The organism is bacterium (assembly GCA_035295165.1).
GTDB lineage: Bacteria > Sysuimicrobiota > Sysuimicrobiia > Sysuimicrobiales > Segetimicrobiaceae > JAJPIA01.
In genome coordinates this window covers 1-17,847 of record DATGJN010000065.1, presented here as the reverse complement: position 1 = coordinate 17,847, position 17,847 = coordinate 1, and the positions used below count along the sequence as shown (strand labels likewise).

Genomic DNA, 17,847 nt, shown 5'->3' with positions numbered 1-17,847 from the left:
GTGTATGAGCAGCGAAGTGTCGCAGCATCAATTCATCACATCTTGTCGGATGCCTGCTTTTTCAGCATCCTGCTAGATGCACGGCTTCCCGGTGCGCTGGTGGAGGATGGTGCGTGAGCAGCGTCCTAAAGCTAGCACTAGTTGGGTGTGGCTACATTGCACAAGCTGAACACGTGCCGGCGCTGCTCGGGCTTCAGCCCGAGATTTCCGTGGTCGCTGCCATAGACACAGTCCCGGAACGAGCAACTGCTGTGGCTGCTGCCTTTCACGCACAGGTCTTTTCTTCCTTGAAGGCAGCCCTCGACGCAGTTCACTTCGATGCGGTCATCCTTTGCACTCCTGCCCCGTCACATGTGCACTTGATTGCCGAAGCTGCGGCAGCGGGAAAGGCGATCCTCGTTGAGAAACCGATTGCCTACAATTTGCATGAGGCAAGGCAGGCAATTGCTACGGTGCATGACAAGGGCGTTAAGTGCATGGTTGCATACCATCGCCGCTACGATAACGATTGTTTGCACGTCAAGAAACTGATCTACGATGGAGCGATAGGTCATGCTCGTGCCGTTGTTAGTTCGTGTCGACTCGCTTTTCCGCCCCATTACCGCACTTATAGTGAGACAGGAAGCCCCCGCGCTGAGCGCGGTCCACACGGTCTTCCGTCCGATTGGTTGACGGAGAATAGCATTCATCACATCAACTTGTTGCGCTTTTGGCTGGGTGATGTCGTGCGGGTTCATAGTGCTGTATATCGAGACGTCGACCACAACCTGGGGACGGTCATCCTGGAACTTACCGATGGGGTTCTGGCAACTCACCATCAATTGCGTGGAATGGAGTGTGGGGAGGAAATTGCAGTATACGGAACTCGGGGTAATCTGCGAGTTGAGCTCTGGTATCCCCACCGGCCCTATCGGTACCCTCGCACGACTCTATTTACGCTGCAGCCTCCTGGTTGGCAGGAACTAGCGATACCTCGTGACAGCCCCTACACCAATGAAATTGCGCAGTTTGCGAGGTATGTTCGTGGCGCGGCTCCAATGTGGTCCGGTCTTGCCGACTCCTATCGCGATTTGGAGGTGCTACAGGACATTCTTACAAGCGCCGTATACATCGTGCCCAGACTGGAAGGCGAAGATCATCATGAAGTCCCGGCCTTTTGAACGTACACTATACAGCTGATGGAACAGGCCAGGAAGCCTTCTTTGAGTCCGACCAAAGGCGCATAACATGAAGGCATCGCTGGGAACTCATTGACATCGGCTGGTTCGTGTGTCGAGCATGCCGTTATCTTTGCGACACATGCGCGTCTTGGAGGGGCCGATGCCGTTATTCGCCGTGCCTCCGTATGTTCGCAAAGCAACCCTTGCTGAAATCAAAGCCTACTACCGTGCGATTGCGCAGTCGGCACAATGCCCGGTCTGGGTCCAGAATCACATACCACCAATTGGCACCACCATATCGCCCGAGTTCCTCGCAAATCTGGTCGCCGACATCGAATGGGTGGACCACATTAAAGGAATGCTGGCCTAAAGGGAATGGGAAGGGACGAGAAACGAGCCTCGCGTCCCCTTTGGGAACGTCGCTGAGTAGACCAAGGAGGTGCAGGGGAGGTGCTGGCTCCACAGCTCCTTCGCAAAGCCGTGTCCTGGTGGGCCGTGAGGGACTCGAACCCCCGACGCCCGGGTTAAAAGCCCGGCGCTCTACCCGCTGAGCTAACGGCCCACAGCCGTCATTTTACCATAGTCTCAGAGGCATCCCCGCGCCCAACACGATGGCACCGAGCGGTGCGCATACCGCGGCGGCGCCGTGGCGCGCCTCCTTGTTTGCAGGCCGCCGTCCTACGAAAGCCTGCCCAACTGACTGAGCGCGATTCTCTGGATACCCCCTTCAGGGATGGACAGCGGGACTCGGCGAAAACTGTCCTCAAGTGAGGCCCGGCCGAGCCAAAAAGACACGCAAAGGTGGTGCCCAACGTGCGCCTCAAGGAGAGGGTGGCAATTGTCACGGGGGCGGCCCGCGGCATTGGGCGGGCGATAGCCCGTCGATTGGCCAAGGAAGGTGCTGCTGTCGGCGTTCTCGATCTGGATGGAGAGGATGCGGCGGTGGTCGCGGCAGAGATCAACCGAACGGGCCGCGCCGCCGCGGTGCAGGCCGACGTTTCGGATTCGGATGACGTCCGGCGCGTAATCACAGAGGTCGCCCAGAAACTTGGCCCTCCGACGATCCTTGTCAACAACGCCGGCATCAGCGGGTTCGGCCCGCTGCTGACGGAGAACGCGGAACAACTCTGGCACCGCGTTCTCAGTGTAGACCTCACGGGTGCGTACTTGTGCGCCAGACACGTGGTCCCGCATATGATCTCCGCCGGACACGGTGCGATCATCAACATAGCGTCCACGCGAGCCCTGATGTCGGAACCGGACGGCGAGCCGTACGGTGCAGCGAAAGGCGGGCTCCTGGCGTTGAGCCATGCGCTGGCGGTTTCCCTGGGGCCGCGCGGCATCCGGGTGAACGCAATCAGCCCTGGGTGGATTCATACATCGGACGCACCACTCCGCCCGGAGGACCATGCTCAGCATCCGGTTGGCCGAGTCGGCCGTCCCGAGGATATCGCGGAAGCCGCGGTCTTCCTCTCCGACCGCGCGGCATCGGGATTCCTGACCGGCCAGAACCTCGTGATCGACGGAGGGATGACTGTCAAGATGATCTACGTCTGAGCACGGCACTCCAGGGGATCGCCCGGCCGAACCCGAAAATGGCCTCGAGGATGCGAGGCTGTGCGCCCCCGAGAGCCGCCGCCGAATCGGCTGGCTCGGAGGCGGTTGGCCTAACAAGACGGGGTTGCCCATCCACATCACGGAGGAACGAATGAGCAACGAGCGGCGATGGGCCCTGATCCTGGGAGCGAGCAGCGGGTTCGGCGAAGCAGCCGGCCTGGCGCTGGCGCGCGCCGGCTACGAGATCGTTGGGGTGCACCTGGACCGCAAGGCGACGCTCCCGCACGTGGAACAGGTCATGACCGGCATCCGCGCGGCCGGACGGAAGGCCGTGTTCTTCAACGTCAACGCCGCAGATGCGGAGCGCCGCGTGGAGGTGCTGGCCCGCGCACACGAAGAGGCGGGCAAGCACGGCACGGTCCACGTGCTCCTCCACTCGCTTGCGTTCGGCAATCTGCGTCCCTTCATCGCCAACACGGCGGAGGACGCGATCACGGCGGCACAGATGGACATGACGCTCTCGGTGATGGCGCACAGCCTCGTCTACTGGACGCAGGACCTGGTGTTCGGCGGGTTGATGCGGCGCGGGGGGAAGGTCTTCGCCATGACCAGCGCCGGGGCCACACGCGTGCTGCCCAACTACGGTGCCGTGTCGGCCGCGAAGGCCGCGCTCGAGTCGCACGTGCGGCAGCTCGCGATGGAGCTGGCGCCCCGGGGCATCGCGGTGAACGCCATCCGGGCCGGCGTGACGGACACGCCGGCGCTGCGGAAGATCCCCGGACACGAGGTGATCGCGGGCAACGCAAGTCTGCGAAACCCCTCGGGCCGGTTGACGACCACGGAGGACGTGGCGCGGGCGCTCGTTGCCCTCTGCAGCCCCGGCACGGACTGGATGACCGGGAACGTGCTCGGGGTAGACGGCGGAGAGGACATCGTCGGCTAGGGGTCGCAACCCCCTGACACTTTAGGGTCGAGCCTAGCAAGAGACCGCCGGGATTCACCCGGTGGGCTCACGGATTCAGTGAGTACTCAACCCCGGATCATCTTATGGTGTGGGCGGGCGCCCCGGGCTACCCCCGCTTCTCGATCGGCACGTAGGTCCGGTTCCTCGGGCCCACGTACTCCGCCCGCGGGCGGATCAGGCGGTTGTCCGCAAACTGCTCGAGCACGTGCGCCGTCCACCCGGAGATCCGGCTGACCGCGAACACCGGCGTGAACAGGTCGATGGGAATCCCGAGCGCGTAGTAGCAGCTCGCCGAGTAGAAGTCGACATTGCAGTGCAGCTTCTTCTCCGCGAGCATAAACGTCTCGATCTCCCGCGACATCTCGAACCACTTGAGCTGGTTGGTCTGCCGGCAGAGCTCCTCCGACATCTTCCGAAGATGGGTCGCTCGCGGATCCTCGGTCTTGTAGACGCGGTGGCCGAACCCCATGATCTTCTTCTTCTCGGCCAGCATCTGCTTGACGGTGGGCACGGCCTTCGAGACCTCGCCGATCCGGAGCAGCAGGCGCATCACCGCCTCGTTCGCACCGCCGTGGAGCGGGCCCTTGAGAGTCCCGATCCCCGATGTGATCGCCGAGTGCATGTCCGCGAGCGTGGCCGCCGTCACCCGCGCCGAAAAGGTGCTCGCGTTCAGCTCGTGATCGGCGTGCAGGATGAGCGCGATGTCCACCGTCTTGGTCGCGGTATCGGTGGGCCTCTCGCCCCGCAGCATATAGAGGAAGTTGGCGGCGTGGCCGAGCGAGGCGTCCGGCGCAACGGCCGGCTTGCCGTTGCGCAACCGGTCGATCGCGGCGACGATCGTCGCGATCTGCGCGGTGAGCCGGATCGACTTGCGCACGTTGGCCGGCCGGGAGTCATCCTTGGAATCGGGGTCGTAGATGCCGAGCGCCGAGACGGCGGTCCGCAGGACGTCCATCGGCAGAGCGTCCTTCGGCACGCTCTTGAGAATCTGCATCACCGGCTCGGGGAGCGGCCGCGCCGCCCGGAGGTCCGCGTTGAGGGCGTCGAGCTGGGCCCGCGTCGGAAGCTCGCCGTGCCACAGCAGGTACGCGACCTCTTCGAACGAGGCGTGCGCCACGAGATCGTGAATATCGTACCCCTCGTAGATCAGGCGTCCCTCGACCCCGTCGACGAAACAGATGCTGCTCGAGGCGGCGACGATCCCCTCAAGCCCCTCGGCGACTTCGGCGGGGGTACCGGCGGCACTACCTGTGGTGGGCTGCATGCCTTCGCCTCCCGAGAAACGCTGCGATTGGACTCACCCTCTTATCATCACGGTACGCGCCGCGGCGGACGGTTGTCAATCCGGCGAGCGGGCGCCTCTCCTCGGAGAGGCGAACATGGGTGCGAGGTGGTCGCCTGTCCTCCCGCGTGCCCGGGCGACCTCGTGGCGCGGGTATGCCGCTGACCCACGCGCGTTGGGTCCATGGCGCCTCCGAGAGCGCAGTGCGTGTGCCTCTTTGTCGCGATGCTGCGCCGAGACCCGCGACGCACGGCCGGCGCCCGGCCCTTGTCCGCGATCTCGCGCGGCTCCGGCTACGCTTCCAACACCGCCGCCTTGAGCTCGCGGACGAAGGTACCGACGCGATGGAAATCCTCGGGGTCGTCCTCGATCATCTGCACGAGGACGCTCCCTACGATCACGCCGTCGGCGATGCGGGCGACCTGCTTCGCCTGGCCCGGACGGCTGATGCCGAACCCCACGCACACCGGGGTCTCCGACTCCGCTTTGATCCGGGCGACGAGCGCCCCCAGGTCCGCCGGCACCTCGTCCCGCACCCCGGTCACCCCTGTCCGGGACACGCAATAGATGAAACCGGTGGACACGTCGGCCACGGCGCGGATCCGTTCCTCGGTGCTGGTTGGCGCGAGCAGAAACACGGTTGCGAGACCCGCCGCACGGCCGGCGGCGACCAAGTCGCCACCTTCTTCAGGCGGCAGGTCCGCAGTGATCACGCCATCCAGCCCCGCATGCACGGCCTCCCGGCAGAACGCAACCAGGCCGTGGTGTAGGTACAGGTTGTAGTAGCTCATGAACAGAAGCGGCACGCCGGTGTTGCGCCGGATGCGGGCGACGAGCTCGAGCGCGCGCGCCAGGCTCATGCCGCGTCCGAGCGCCCGGAAACCGGCACGCTGGTTGACGGGGCCGTCTGCGATCGGGTCGCTGAACGGCACCCCGAGCTCGACCGCGTCCGCACCAGCGGCCACGAGCGTCTCGACCAAGCGCTCGGTTGCATCCGCGTCCGGATCGCCGGCCATGACGTACGGGATCAGCACCTTCCGGCCGGCGGCCTTGGCTTCGGCGAACATGCGCACGAGCCGGTTCTCCCGAGCGGGCGCGGCCTCGTGCGGTGTTACGGCGGGGCGCCGTGCGGCGCGGGGCGCCCGCGTGGCACCGACCGAACGGGTGGCGCCCGACGACCGGCCCCGCGTCATCGGCGCACTCCCAGGTCTTCGCCCATCGCCTTCGCGACCGTGTTGACGTCCTTGTCGCCGCGGCCGCTCAGGTTGACGACGATGATCTTGTCGCGGCCGAGGGCTGGGGCCAGCGTGTTCAGGTGCGCGATCGCGTGCGCCGACTCCAAGGCGGGGAGGATCCCCTCGGTGCGGGACAGCAGGTGAAACGCCTCGAGCGCCTCGTCGTCCGTCACGGCGACGTACCGCGCCCGGCCCGTGTCCTTCATGTACGAGTGCTCGGGGCCGACCCCGGGGTAATCCAGTCCCGCGGAGATCGAGTGAGTCGGCTGCACCTGCCCGCCCGCGTCCTGCAGCAGATAACTGTACGCCCCGTGGAGCACGCCGGGGCTGCCGGCGCTGAGCGACGCTGCGTGCTGCCCGGTGGCGAGCCCCCGCCCCGCGGCCTCGACGCCGACGAGCGCGACGCCCGGATCGCCCCGGAACGCGTGGAACAGGCCCATCGCGTTGCTGCCGCCGCCGATGCAGGCGACGCAGCAGTCGGGCAGCCGTCCTTCGACGGCCCGGATCTGCTCGCGCGCCTCCTCGCCGATCACCGCGTGGAACTCGCGGACGATCGTGGGATACGGATGGGGCCCCGCGACCGTGCCGAACACGTAGAATGTGTCCCGCACGTTCGTCACCCAGTCGCGCAGCGCCTCGTTGATCGCGTCCTTCAGCGTGCGGCTCCCGCCTTCCACGGAGATGACGCGGGTGCCGAGCAGGCGCATGCGAAACACGTTGAGGGCCTGCCGCTCCATGTCCTCGGCGCCCATGTACACGTCGCACGGCAGGCCGAACGCCGCGGCGGTCGCGGCCGTGGCGACCCCGTGCTGGCCGGCCCCGGTCTCGGCGATGATCCGCCGCTTCCCCATCCGGACCGCGAGCAAGACCTGACCGACCGTGTTGTTGATCTTGTGCGCGCCGGTGTGGAGCAGGTCCTCGCGCTTGAGATAGATCCGGGCGCCCCCGAGCGTCTCCGTCAGGCGCCGCGCGAAGTACAGCGGCGTCGGCCGCCCGCAGTAGGTGCGGAGATACCGGTCCAGCTCCGCGTTGAACGCCGGATCGCGGCGCGCGTCGTGGAACGCCGCCTCCAGCTCCTCGAGCGCGGGGATCAGCGTCTCCGGCACGTACCGGCCCCCGTACGGGCCGAACCGCCCCCGGGGCTCAACCCGCGTCTTGCGCTGCGCCGTCTTCACGACCGCACCTCCGCCGAGTTCCACTCCTGCACGCGCGCGATGAACGCGCGGATCTTCGCCGGATCCTTTTCGCCGTTCGTCTCGACCCCGGACGCGACGTCCACGGCATATGGTTCGGCCGCGCGAATCGCGTCGGCGACGTTCTCGGGCGTGAGGCCGCCCGAGAGGATCACCGGCCCGGCCGCGCGGGCGGCCCGCGCGAGCGACCAGTCGAACGTCCGCCCCGTGCCGCCCATCTCCCCGGGCACGAGCGTGTCGAGGATGAACGCGGCCACGTGGTAGCGTTCGAGCTGCTTGAGGCTCGCGGCGTCGCGGATCTTGATCCCCTTGATCACGGGCCGGTCGAACTGGCCGCAGAACTCCGGGCTCTCCTCCCCATGGAGCTGCAGCGCGTCGAGGCCGCACGTGCCGGCGACCTTCCGGATCACGTCCGCCTCCTCGTCGGCGAAGACCCCGACCTTGGCCACGAACGGCGGGAGCGCCCGGGTGATCGCGCGCGCCGTCTCCGGCGTGACGTACCGGCGCCCCGGACGCCAGAAGTTGAGGCCGATCGCGTCCGCGCCGGCCGCGACTGCGGTGAGCGCGTCCTCGAGGCGACGGATCCCGCAGATCTTGACGCGGACCATCAGCGCGCACCGCCCCCGGACACCGGCCCCGGCACGCCGCCGCTCGACGGTCGTGGGCCGGACGCGGGGCGCCCGGAGTGCCGCATCAGCTCCCCTTCGCGTGCGCCGCCGTGCTGCGGGCGACCCGGAAGTAATCCATCCCCATGTGCTCGAGGCACAGGGCCAGCGTCTCCTGAGCCTCGCGCCGCGCCACGCGGCTGCCCTCGACGAGGATCTCCTCGAGTCGCCCCGGCTGGGCCGCCCACGCCGCCCGCCGCTCGCGGATCGGGTCAAGAAACTCGTTGATCGCCCGCGCGAGGCGTTTTTTCACCTCGACGTCGCCGACCGTGCCCTTGCGGTAGCGGTCCTTGAGCTCCGCGATCTCGGCCGTGTCCTTGTTGAACGCGTCGTGGTAGATGAACACGGGGTTGCCCTCGACGTGGCCGGGATCCGTGGGGTGGATCCGGGTCGGATCGGTGAACATCCGGCTCACCTTCTTCGTGACCGTCGCCGCGTCGTCCGAGAGGTAGATCGCGTTGTCGAGCGACTTGCTCATCTTCGCCTGCCCGTCGGTTCCGACGAGCGTCCCGACGCGGCCGGTGATCGTCTGGGGCTCCGGGAACACCGGGCCGTACAGTTCGTTAAACCGCCGCGCGATCTCGCGGGTCACCTCGAGGTGGCTCGACTGGTCCTTGCCGACCGGGACGACGTCCGCCCGGACCATCATGATATCGGCTGCCTGGAGGACCGGGTACGACAGCAGCCCGACCGACGCCGTCTCGAGCTTCAGGTCCCGCATCACTTCCTTTAATGTGGGCACCCGCTGGAGCCGGGGCACCGCCGTCAGCATCGAGAAGATCAGGTAGATGACCGCGACCTCCGGCACGAGCGACTGCACGTAGATCGTGCTGCGCTCGGGATCGATCCCGACGGCGAGGTAGTCGAGCACCAGGTCGTGGATGTTCTGGCGGATCTCCCGGGTGCGCTCCACACCGGTCGTGAGCACGTGGTAGTCGGCGACGAGAAAGAAGCACTCGTACTCCTCCTGGAGCCGGAGGCGGTTCTCGAGGGAGCCGACGTAGTGCCCGAGGTGGAGCTTGCCGGTCGGGCGGTCCCCGGTGAGCAGCCGCCCTCTCTTGCCCGGCGCCACCGGCCGCGCCAGGATGTCTCTCGTCCGTGTCTCCGCCATGCTGCCTCCCGTTGCCCCGGCGCCAAGGCTTCGGCCGCCGGAAATAGTCTGTTCGTGAATGCCACACCCGCTAGCTCCGCCCCAGCAGCTCCCGCACGCGTAATGCCGGATTTGCCGACCGCATCAGTGCCGTCCCGACGAGCACCGCGTCGACGCCGATCCGCTCCATCTCCTCGACGTGCGCGCGCTCCTCCACTCCGCTCTCGCCCACGACGACGATCCCCGGGGGCACCCGCGGCCGCAGCCGCCGGGTCGTCTCGAGCGTGGTCTCGAGCGTGTCGAGGTTGCGGTTGTTGATGCCGAGGAGCGCGGGATGCGCGTCCAGCGCCCGCCGCAGCTCGTCGTCGGTGTGCACCTCGACGAGCGCGGCCATCCCGAACTCCGCCGCCAGTCCCTGCAGATCCCGAAGCGCGCCGGATTCCAGGATCGCCACGATCAAGAGCACCGCGTCCGCCCCGATCGCGCGCGCCTCGTACACCTGGTAGGGCTCCAGCACGAAGTCCTTGCGGAGGACCGGGACCTCCACGGCGCGCCGGACGGCGACGAGGTGCTCGTCGGCGCCCCGGAAGAACCGCGCGTCCGTCAGCACCGAGATCGCGGACGCGCCGTTCCGCGCGTAGATCCCGGCGACCTCGGCCGGGTCGAACGCCGACCGGATCGTGCCCGCGGACGGCGACGCGCCCTTGACCTCGGCGATGAGCCGGATCGGCGGCCCCTGGACCGCCGCCAGGAACGCGCGCGCCGGGGCTGCGTCGGCCGCGCGGCGTCGCACGTCGGCGAGCGGCGCCTTCCGCCGGCGCTCCGCCAGCTCCTCGCGCTTGTGGGCGACGATTTCCTGGAGGACTCCCAGCGCCCTTCCCTCCTCGACCTACGCGAACTTCGTCCTGAGCCGGAGCGCCTCGAGCTTGGCGTACGCGGCGCCGGAGTCGATGCTGTGGACGGCGAGGTCGATCCCGTCCGCGACCGTGTCTGCGAGTCCCGCCGCGACCAGCGCGGCCCCGGCGTTCAGGACGACAATGTCGCGCCGCGGCCCGCGCCCTCCCTGGAGGATCCCGACGCTGATCTCCGCGTTCTCCTCGGCCGTGCCGCCGCGGAGCGCCTCCAGCGGCGCGCGCTCGAACCCGAACTCCTCGGGGGTGATCGTGTACGTGCGGACCTCGCCAGCGTCCATCTCCGAGACGCGTGTCGGGGCGGCGAGCGAGATCTCATCCATGCCGTCTTCCCCGTGCACGACGAGCGCCCGCTCGCCGCCGAGGCCCGCGAGCACCTTCGCCATCACCTCGGTGTACGCGGGGCCGGGCACGCCCATCAGGTAGCGCCGAGCGCGGGCCGGGTTCGCGAGCGGGCCGAGGATGTTGAAGACGGTGCGGATCGCGATCTCCCGCCGCGGCACCATCGCGTGCCTGAACGCCGGGTGGAACTGCGGCGCGAACAGGTATCCGACGCCGATCTCCTCGACGCACGCCTGCACGACCTCGGGCGGCGCGGTGATGTTGATGCCGAGCGCCTCGAGCACGTCGGCGCTGCCGCTCCGGCTGCTTGCGGCCCGGTTGCCGTGCTTCGCGACGTGCGCGCCCGCGCCGGCGACCACGAACGAGGTGGTCGTGGAGATGTTGAATGTGTTCAGGCGATCTCCGCCGGTCCCGACGACGTCCACCAGGTCATCCACCCGCGGCGTGATCGCGACCGCGTGTTCGCGGATCGCCCGCGCAAACCCGGTGATCTCGTCCACGGTCTCGCCGCGCATCGCGAGGGCCGTGATGAACGACGCGATCTGGGCGGGCGTCGCCTCCCCGTCCATGATCACGCCCATCGCCTGATGCGCCTCGACCTCCGTGAGGTGCCCGTGCGATGCCACTTTTGCGATGGCGGGGCGGAGCGGCATCGCTTACCTCCCCCTGGCCACGTGGTAGTCGGCGCTGCCCGACGCCGCGACCTCGTCCGCCGCGGACGCCCGGCCGCCGCGCGCCAGCGCGAGGAAGTTGCGCAGCAGCGCGTGGCCGTGTTCGGTCAGCACCGACTCGGGATGAAACTGGACGCCCTCGAGGATCGCCGTGCGGTGCCGCACGCCCATGATCACGCCGTCCTCGGTGCGCGCGGACACCTCGAGGACGGGCGGCAGGCCGGCCTCGTCCACCACGAGCGAGTGGTAGCGGGTCCCAATCAGGGGGCTCGGGAGCCCCGCGAAGATCGTACGCCCGTCGTGGAAGATCTTCGACGTCTTGCCGTGCACGGGCGCCTCACCGCGGACGACCGGAGCGCCGCACGCCGCGCCGATGCATTGGTGCCCGAGGCACACGCCGAAGATCGGGATCCGGCCCACGAGCTCGGCGACCAGGGGGGCGCTCACGCCGGCCTCGGCGGGCGTGCACGGCCCGGGAGAGATCACGACCGCCTCCGGGTGCAGCTCGGCGATCTCCGCGACCGTGATCGCGTCGTTCCGGACGACGTGCGGCGTCTCTCCGAGCTCACCGAGGTACTGCACGAGGTTGTACGTAAACGAGTCGTAGTTGTCGATGACGAGGATCATCCGCCGCCTCCGCCTCTAGAGCCGCGCCGCCGCTTCGATTGCGCGGATCAGCACCTTCGCCTTGTTGATCGTCTCGTCGTACTCGCTCTCAGGAACGGAGTCGGCGACGATGCCGCCCCCGGCCTGCGCATACGCGACGCCGTCCTTGATCGCGAGCGTCCGGATCGCGATGCACGTGTCGAGCGCGCCGCCGAACCCCACGTAGCCGACGGCGCCGGCGTACGACCCGCGCGCGGTGGGCTCCAGTTCGTCCAGGATCTCCATCGCCCGCACCTTCGGCGCGCCGCTCACCGTCCCGTGCGGAAACACCGCGCGCAGCACGTCGAACGCGTCCCGCTCCGCTGCCAGGCGGCCCTGCACCAGGCTGACGATGTGCATCACGTGCGAGTACCGCTCGACGGACATGAGCTCGGGTACCCGCACGGTGCCGAACCGCGAGATCCGCCCCACGTCGTTGCGGGTAAGGTCCACGAGCATGACGTGCTCCGCCCGCTCCTTCTCGTCCGCGAGCAGCTCGTTCGCAAGCTCCTGGTCCTCGACGTCCGTGAGCCCCCGGCGGCGCGTGCCGGCGATCGGGCGCATCTCGAGGAGATCGCCCTCGAGCCGCACGAGCAACTCCGGCGAGGCGCCGACGAGCGACGCGTCACGCCCCGACAGGTAGAACATGAACGGCGAGGGGTTGATCATCCGGAGCGCCCGGTAGATCGCGAGCGGGTCGAGGTCGCCGATCTCGGCGGCGAACCGCTGCGAGAACACGATCTGGAACGCGTCGCCCGCGTAGATGTACTCGCGGCACCGCCGGACCCCTTCAAGGTACCGCTCCCGCGTCATGTTCGAGCGCAGGTGGAGCCTCGGGGCCTCCGCGGCCGCGGGCGCGGGGTTCGGCAGCGGCCGGCGCAGCAGCTCGAGCCACTCCGCGATCCGCTCGCGCGCCGCCCGGTACGCGCGCTCGGCGCCGTCCTCGACAAACGCGTTGGCCACGATGCGCAGGCGATGCCGCAGGTGGTCGAAGACCACGACCGTGTCGGCGAGGGCGAGGTCCAGGATCGGGAAGTGGCGGTCGTCGGGGGGCTGGTGCGGGAGGCGTTCGATCGTGCGGACCAGGTCGTACGAGAAATACCCCACGAGGCCGCCGTAAAATCGAGGCAGGCTCGGGTCCTCGACGGGACGGAATCGCCGCATGATGTCGCGCGCCACCTCAAGCGGGTCCTGGGCGACGCGGCGCGTGGCCCCTCCCTCCGTGATCTCGACGCCGGAGAGCGTCGCGCGAAGGGTCAGCCTCGGGGCGGCGCCGAGGAACGAGTACCGGGCGAGCTTCTCATTCCCCTCGGCGCTTTCGAGCAGGAACGCATGCGGGAGATGCCGGAGCCGCATGAACGCGGAGATCGGCGTCTCCAGGTCCGCGAGCACCTCGCACGACACGGGCACCAGGTTTCCCTCGCGCGCGCGGCGGTCGAACTCCGCCATGCCCGGCTCGATCACCATCGTCGACGTCATCGGCAGCTCGCGTCCGTCATCCGTCTCCGCGCAGCGCGCCGAGGCGCGTCCGCGCGGCGCGCGCCCGCTCCAGCAGCGCGCCGAACCGCTCCCCGTCCGCGAGCGACGCCTCGAGCCGCGCGAGTTCCGACTGAAACGCCCGGACGGCCTCCGCGATCGGCCCCTGGTTGAGCCGGCAGATCTGCCCCCACAGTGCGGTCGGGCTGCCCGCGACCCGGGTCGCGCCGAGAAACGCCGGGCCCGCCGCCTGCTCGGCACCGTCTGAGATGCCCATCAGCGCCGCGGCGACAAGGTACGGCAGGTGGCTCACGATCGCCACCGCCCGATCGTGCTTGTCGGGATCCAGCACCGCGGGGCGCGCGCCGATCGCGCGCGCCAGATCCGACAGTCGGGCCACCGCCCCCGACGAACTGCGGGCGGTCGGCGTCAGGAGGTACACGGCTCCCTCGAACAGCGCCGCGTCCGCCGCCGCGATCCCGCGCCCCGCGTTCCCGGCCATCGGATGCCCGCCGACGAACGCGGTGCCGCGCGGTCCGGCGAGCGGCTCGATCGAGCGCACGATCTCGCCCTTGACGCTCGTGACGTCGGTGAGGATCGTGCCCGACTCGAGGCGCGGGAGCACGCGCTCCGCCATGGGGATCACGAGGTCCGGCGGGGTCGCGAGCACGACGAGCTCCGCGCCGGCGACGCCTTCCTCGGGTGTCACCGTCCCGCGGTCGATCGCCCCGCGGGAGGCGGCCGCGTCGATCGTCTCCGCGACGCGCGTCACGCCCACGACCTCGCGCGCGAGGCCGCGGGCGCGCAGCGCCATCCCGAGCGAGCCTCCGACGAGGCCTACGCCGACGATCGTGACGCGTCCGAACAGGGTCACCGCAGTCTCACACCCTCCGCCCAACCGCCAGCGCGATCGCGTCGAGTTCCTGCATCATGATCGTGAAATTGTGCGGCGTGAGCTGCTGCGGCCCGTCGCTCAGCGCCTTGTCGGGCTCCGGGTGGACCTCCACGAGGAGGCCGTCCGCGCCGGCGGCGACCGACGCGCGCGCCATCGGGGTGACCAGCCTCCACTTCCCGGTGCCGTGGCACGGATCGACGAGCACCGGGAGGTGCGTGAGGGACTTCAACACCGGCACCGCGTTCAGGTCCAGCGTGAATCGCGTGTAGTTCTCGAACGTGCGGATGCCGCGCTCGCACAGCACGACGTCGGGGTTACCTTCGGCCATGATGTACTCGGCCGCGAGCAACAGCTCCTCGATCGTCGCGCTCGGCCCGCGCTTCAGCATCACCGGGCGCTTGGTGCGGCCAGCCTCGCGCAACAACGGGTAGTTCTGCATGTTGCGGGCGCCGATCTGGATCATGTCCGCGTACTTCACGACGAGGTCCATCTGCCGGACGTCCATCGCCTCGGTGACCACCGGCAGCCCGGTGACGTCGCGCGCCTCGGCGAGGATCTTGAGCGCCTCCTCCTCGAGTCCCTGGAACGAGTAGGGCGATGTGCGGGGCTTGAACGCTCCGCCACGCAGGAGCTTGGCGCCCGCCAGCTTGACGGCCTTCGCCGTCTCGATCGTCTGGTCGCGCGTCTCCACGGAGCAGGGGCCCGCGATCACGACGACCCTGCCGCCGCCGATCGCAACGTCGCCGACCCACACGGTCGTATCTTTGCCGCCGTGGAACTCCCGTGCGACAAGCTTGTAGGGCTGCAGAATCCGGACGACGCTCTCGACCCCGGCCATCGCCTCGAGCCCGTCGTGCAACAGCTCCTTGGCGTGGCTGTCCCCCACCACGCCGATCACGGTGCGCTCCACACCCTCGCTCACCTGAAAGCGCAACCCCGCCCTCTCGATCTTTTGCGTCACCGCGTCACGCATCGCGCGCGTGTGCCCCGCCCCCATGACCACGATCATCGCGCCTCCTCCTCGCTGCGGGGAAACACAAAAGCCCCCCGTCCTTTCGGGACGGGAGGCTCGGTCCACCCGCGGTACCACCCCAGTTCCCCGGTCGCCCGGGGCTGCTTGCCAGGGACGGAGCCGCGCGACACGCGGACTCGATCCCGCCTCCTGGTTACGGTGGAGGAGTCCGGCGACGACTACTCGGCGGCGTCCTGCCGCCTTTCGGTCCGCCCCTCACGGGTCCATTCCGTCCGAGGCCGCCCCCCGCGCTCCCACCATGTCACGCGGGTCTCTTGGGGCCGTTCCCCGTCGTACTATCCCCGGTCATCAGGTTTGGTACCCTACACTATAGCACACGGCGTCAAGGCCGGCTCACATCCTGTCATCGTCGGGCAATCGAACAGACGATTCCCTCCCGCAGTTCCATCAGCGATCTCCCAAAGCCGGGAAGAGCGCGGGGAGTCCCGCGAGGCGCTTCCATCCCTCCCCGCGCTCGACCGGCTCTATCTCAAGCTTATCGAAGTACTGATCGAGCACAGCCGCCCGCTCCTGCGCGAGCGGAGGCCGGCAGTAGTCTTCTTCCTCCCACACGGCCGAGCCGTCGGCCCGGCGCCGCGCGTTCCTGAGCGAGCTAGAGAGCGACCGCCCAAACGGGCGCAGCCCCATGAACTCGCCCGCGGCCAGCCGGGCTTGGAGATCGTCGATACGGCCGGCCTGCGGGATCCCGGAAACCAGATAATATGCCATGCGCGCCTCCCTCAATACGTCCGCTCCCGACGAAACCGCCCCACCTATATCTCATCATACGGTCGGTGCCGCTTCCATACTCCGCCAAGCCCGCCGGATGCGCCCGGGATCGGAGCCCGTTAACGCGACCTTAACAGTCCTCCGGTAACATGACTCGTGACCGAGGGAATAGGGCACGACTACGACACCGGGCCGCACGCCGGCGCGCGCTCACGGACAGATCGCCCGGAGGACCGCCGAGCGTAAAGCCCGAACACGACAGCGAGCGAGCCATGAGCGAGTACGAGCTGGTGGTTCTTGGGAGCGGGCCCGCGGGTCAGCGCGCGGCCATCGCGGCGGCCAAGATGGGCAAGCACGTCGCCGTCGTCGAGCGGAACGCCGACGTTGGAGGCGGATGCCTTCACCAGGGCACCATTCCCAGCAAGACCCTGCGCGAGGCCGTCGCCTACCTCTCCGGCATCCGGCAGCGGCAGGTGTACGGCGCCGCGTACCGGGTGAAAGAGCAGATCACCATCAACGACCTGACGTTCCGCACCCAGCGCGTCATCGAGAACGAGGTCAACATCGTCCGCGATCAGCTGATCCGCAACCGCGTCGACGTCGTGGCCGGGACGGCAAGCTTCATGGACCCCCACCGGATCCTCGTCGCCACGCCGGACGGCCAGAGAATCCTGCAGACTCAGAAGACCGTCATCGCGGTCGGCACGACTCCCGGACGTCCGCCCGGGATCGAGTTCGACGACCGCCGGATCATCGACAGCGACGGGCTGCTCCGGCTGCAGGCGCTCCCCCGCTCGATGACGTTCGTCGGCGCCGGCGTCGTCGGCCTCGAGTATGCGACGATCTTCCAGGTGCTCGGGGTGCAGGTGACGCTCGTCGACGGGCGGCGGCGGCCGCTGGATTTCGTCGACGACGAGATCGAGGACGCGCTCTACTATCACATGCGAGACGAGGGAATCACGCTCCGGTTCGGAGAGAAGGTGTCGGGCGTCCGGCCGCACGACAACGGCCGCGTCCTGGTCGAGCTCGAAAGCGGGAAGACGTTCACGACCGACTCCCTGATGTTTTCCGCCGGCCGGCAGGGCGCCTCGGCCGGCCTGAACCTCGAGTCCATCGGGGTCACACCCGACGCCCGCGGGCGCCTCAAGGTGGACCAGTACTTCCGTACCCAGGTCGAGGATGTGTATGCCGCCGGCGACGTCATCGGCTTCCCGAGCCTCGCTTCGACATCGATGGAACAGGGCCGGCTCGCCGCGCTGCACGCGTTCGGGGTCGACGCGGCCCCCCTACCCCCGAACCTGCCGTACGGGATGTACACGATCCCCGAGATCGCCATGACCGGGCCCACCGAGCAGCACCTCACGGAACAATCGGTGCCGTACGAGGTGGGCGTCGCCCCGTTCCGCGAGTTGTCGCGCGTGCAGATCAGCGGCGGCCGGTCCGGCATCCTGAAGCTCCTCTTCCACCGGCACACGTTGAAGTTGCTGGCCGTGCACATCATCGGACAGAACGCGACCGAGCTCGTGCACATCGGGCAAACGCTCATCGACCACGACGGAACGGTCGCGTACCTTCGCGACGCCGTATTCAACTACCCCACGCTCGCCGAGGCCTACAAAGTCGCAGCATTGAACGGCCTGAACCGCCTCTAGGCTGTCCGGTGTGGATGAGGTGTTGACACTCTTGGACTCCAACCGAGCTCTGCGGCATGGGTTAGCTGGCCTTCCTGCCAGCGAACAGGGCCGCCGGCGTTCGCCCGTGCAAGCGATACCCTTGATGGGGACGCTCCCGATTGTAGAAACGCAGGTACGCTTGCAAGTCCCGCTCCAACTGCGCCATGCTCGTATAGTACGTTCGGCGGAACGCGATGCGCCACAGTTCGCTCAGGATCGTGCCTTGCAGCCGTTCGACGAAGCCATTATCAGGTATGAAAGTGGTGGGTGCACTCCCTGCATGCGCTGCGCATGCGCAGTCATGTTATGGTGAGACCATCCAGGTGAGGGGCACCTGGGAGCACGCA

General features: G+C 68.2%; 17 protein-coding genes and 1 tRNA gene. 5 read left to right on the top strand and 13 right to left on the bottom strand.

The genetic code is table 11. The annotated features are described in order from the left end of the window. Positions 1-113 precede the first annotated feature (113 nt). Positions 114-1,160 carry a Gfo/Idh/MocA family oxidoreductase gene (locus VKZ50_10320; GenBank protein HLJ60115.1) on the top strand — a complete coding sequence of 349 codons (1,047 nt, stop codon included), beginning with the start codon at positions 114-116 and terminating at the stop codon, positions 1,158-1,160. A 160-nt stretch (positions 1,161-1,320) separates the two neighbouring features. Further along, on the top strand, positions 1,321-1,530 hold the full coding sequence (locus VKZ50_10315; GenBank protein ID HLJ60114.1) for a dihydrodipicolinate synthase family protein: 210 nt from the start codon (positions 1,321-1,323) through the stop codon (positions 1,528-1,530). 116 nt (positions 1,531-1,646) lie between these two features. On the opposite strand, the gene VKZ50_10310 is transcribed toward VKZ50_10315, so the two are convergent. Next, positions 1,647-1,722 (bottom strand) — tRNA-Lys (locus tag VKZ50_10310). Between the two features lie 251 nt (positions 1,723-1,973). Between VKZ50_10310 and VKZ50_10305 the strand changes: the two genes are divergently transcribed. Further along, positions 1,974-2,717, top strand: a complete 744-nt coding sequence (locus VKZ50_10305) for a glucose 1-dehydrogenase (protein ID HLJ60113.1) — start codon at positions 1,974-1,976, stop codon at positions 2,715-2,717. Positions 2,718-2,868: 151 nt separating this feature from the next. After that, complete coding sequence (locus tag VKZ50_10300) at positions 2,869-3,660, top strand: SDR family oxidoreductase (GenBank protein ID HLJ60112.1); 792 nt, start codon at positions 2,869-2,871, stop codon at positions 3,658-3,660. Positions 3,661-3,787: 127 nt separating this feature from the next. On the opposite strand, the gene VKZ50_10295 is transcribed toward VKZ50_10300, so the two are convergent. The 12 genes from VKZ50_10295 to VKZ50_10240 all read right to left on the bottom strand — a co-directional run bounded on the left by VKZ50_10295 (position 3,788) and on the right by VKZ50_10240 (position 15,827). Further along, positions 3,788-4,945 carry a citrate synthase gene (locus VKZ50_10295; GenBank protein ID HLJ60111.1) on the bottom strand — a complete coding sequence of 386 codons (1,158 nt, stop codon included), beginning with the start codon at positions 4,943-4,945 and terminating at the stop codon, positions 3,788-3,790. A gap of 311 nt (positions 4,946-5,256) precedes the next feature. Beyond that, the gene (trpA, locus tag VKZ50_10290; protein HLJ60110.1) at positions 5,257-6,156 is read right to left on the bottom strand and encodes a tryptophan synthase subunit alpha; all 900 of its coding nucleotides are present in this window, start codon (positions 6,154-6,156) and stop codon (positions 5,257-5,259) included. Continuing rightward, positions 6,153-7,373: a tryptophan synthase subunit beta gene (trpB, locus tag VKZ50_10285; GenBank protein ID HLJ60109.1), complete on the bottom strand. Its 1,221-nt coding sequence runs from the start codon at positions 7,371-7,373 to the stop codon at positions 6,153-6,155. The genes trpA and trpB overlap by 4 nt, the downstream gene beginning before the upstream one ends. Next, a complete protein-coding gene (locus tag VKZ50_10280; protein ID HLJ60108.1) occupies positions 7,370-7,999 on the bottom strand; it encodes a phosphoribosylanthranilate isomerase in 630 nt (209 codons plus the stop codon). Before VKZ50_10280 ends, trpB begins: the two co-directional genes overlap by 4 nt. A gap of 85 nt (positions 8,000-8,084) precedes the next feature. Beyond that, positions 8,085-9,167, bottom strand: coding sequence for a tryptophan--tRNA ligase (gene trpS, locus VKZ50_10275; GenBank protein ID HLJ60107.1), 1,083 nt, complete (start codon positions 9,165-9,167; stop codon positions 8,085-8,087). Between the two features lie 70 nt (positions 9,168-9,237). Further along, positions 9,238-9,999, bottom strand: coding sequence for an indole-3-glycerol phosphate synthase TrpC (gene trpC, locus VKZ50_10270; GenBank protein ID HLJ60106.1), 762 nt, complete (start codon positions 9,997-9,999; stop codon positions 9,238-9,240). 36 nt (positions 10,000-10,035) lie between these two features. Beyond that, positions 10,036-11,052 carry an anthranilate phosphoribosyltransferase gene (gene trpD / locus VKZ50_10265; GenBank protein ID HLJ60105.1) on the bottom strand — a complete coding sequence of 339 codons (1,017 nt, stop codon included), beginning with the start codon at positions 11,050-11,052 and terminating at the stop codon, positions 10,036-10,038. A gap of 3 nt (positions 11,053-11,055) precedes the next feature. Then, the gene (locus VKZ50_10260) at positions 11,056-11,697 is read right to left on the bottom strand and encodes an aminodeoxychorismate/anthranilate synthase component II (protein ID HLJ60104.1); all 642 of its coding nucleotides are present in this window, start codon (positions 11,695-11,697) and stop codon (positions 11,056-11,058) included. 15 nt (positions 11,698-11,712) lie between these two features. Further along, a complete protein-coding gene (trpE, locus tag VKZ50_10255) occupies positions 11,713-13,194 on the bottom strand; it encodes an anthranilate synthase component I (protein ID HLJ60103.1) in 1,482 nt (493 codons plus the stop codon). Positions 13,195-13,210: 16 nt separating this feature from the next. Further along, complete coding sequence (locus VKZ50_10250) at positions 13,211-14,065, bottom strand: prephenate dehydrogenase (GenBank protein ID HLJ60102.1); 855 nt, start codon at positions 14,063-14,065, stop codon at positions 13,211-13,213. A gap of 7 nt (positions 14,066-14,072) precedes the next feature. Beyond that, a complete protein-coding gene (gene aroF, locus VKZ50_10245) occupies positions 14,073-15,095 on the bottom strand; it encodes a 3-deoxy-7-phosphoheptulonate synthase (protein ID HLJ60101.1) in 1,023 nt (340 codons plus the stop codon). A 411-nt stretch (positions 15,096-15,506) separates the two neighbouring features. Next, positions 15,507-15,827, bottom strand: coding sequence for a hypothetical protein (locus tag VKZ50_10240; GenBank protein HLJ60100.1), 321 nt, complete (start codon positions 15,825-15,827; stop codon positions 15,507-15,509). Positions 15,828-16,099: 272 nt separating this feature from the next. Between VKZ50_10240 and sthA the strand changes: the two genes are divergently transcribed. Then, positions 16,100-17,479, top strand: coding sequence for a Si-specific NAD(P)(+) transhydrogenase (gene sthA, locus VKZ50_10235; GenBank protein ID HLJ60099.1), 1,380 nt, complete (start codon positions 16,100-16,102; stop codon positions 17,477-17,479). Positions 17,480-17,847: the final 368 nt, after the last annotated feature.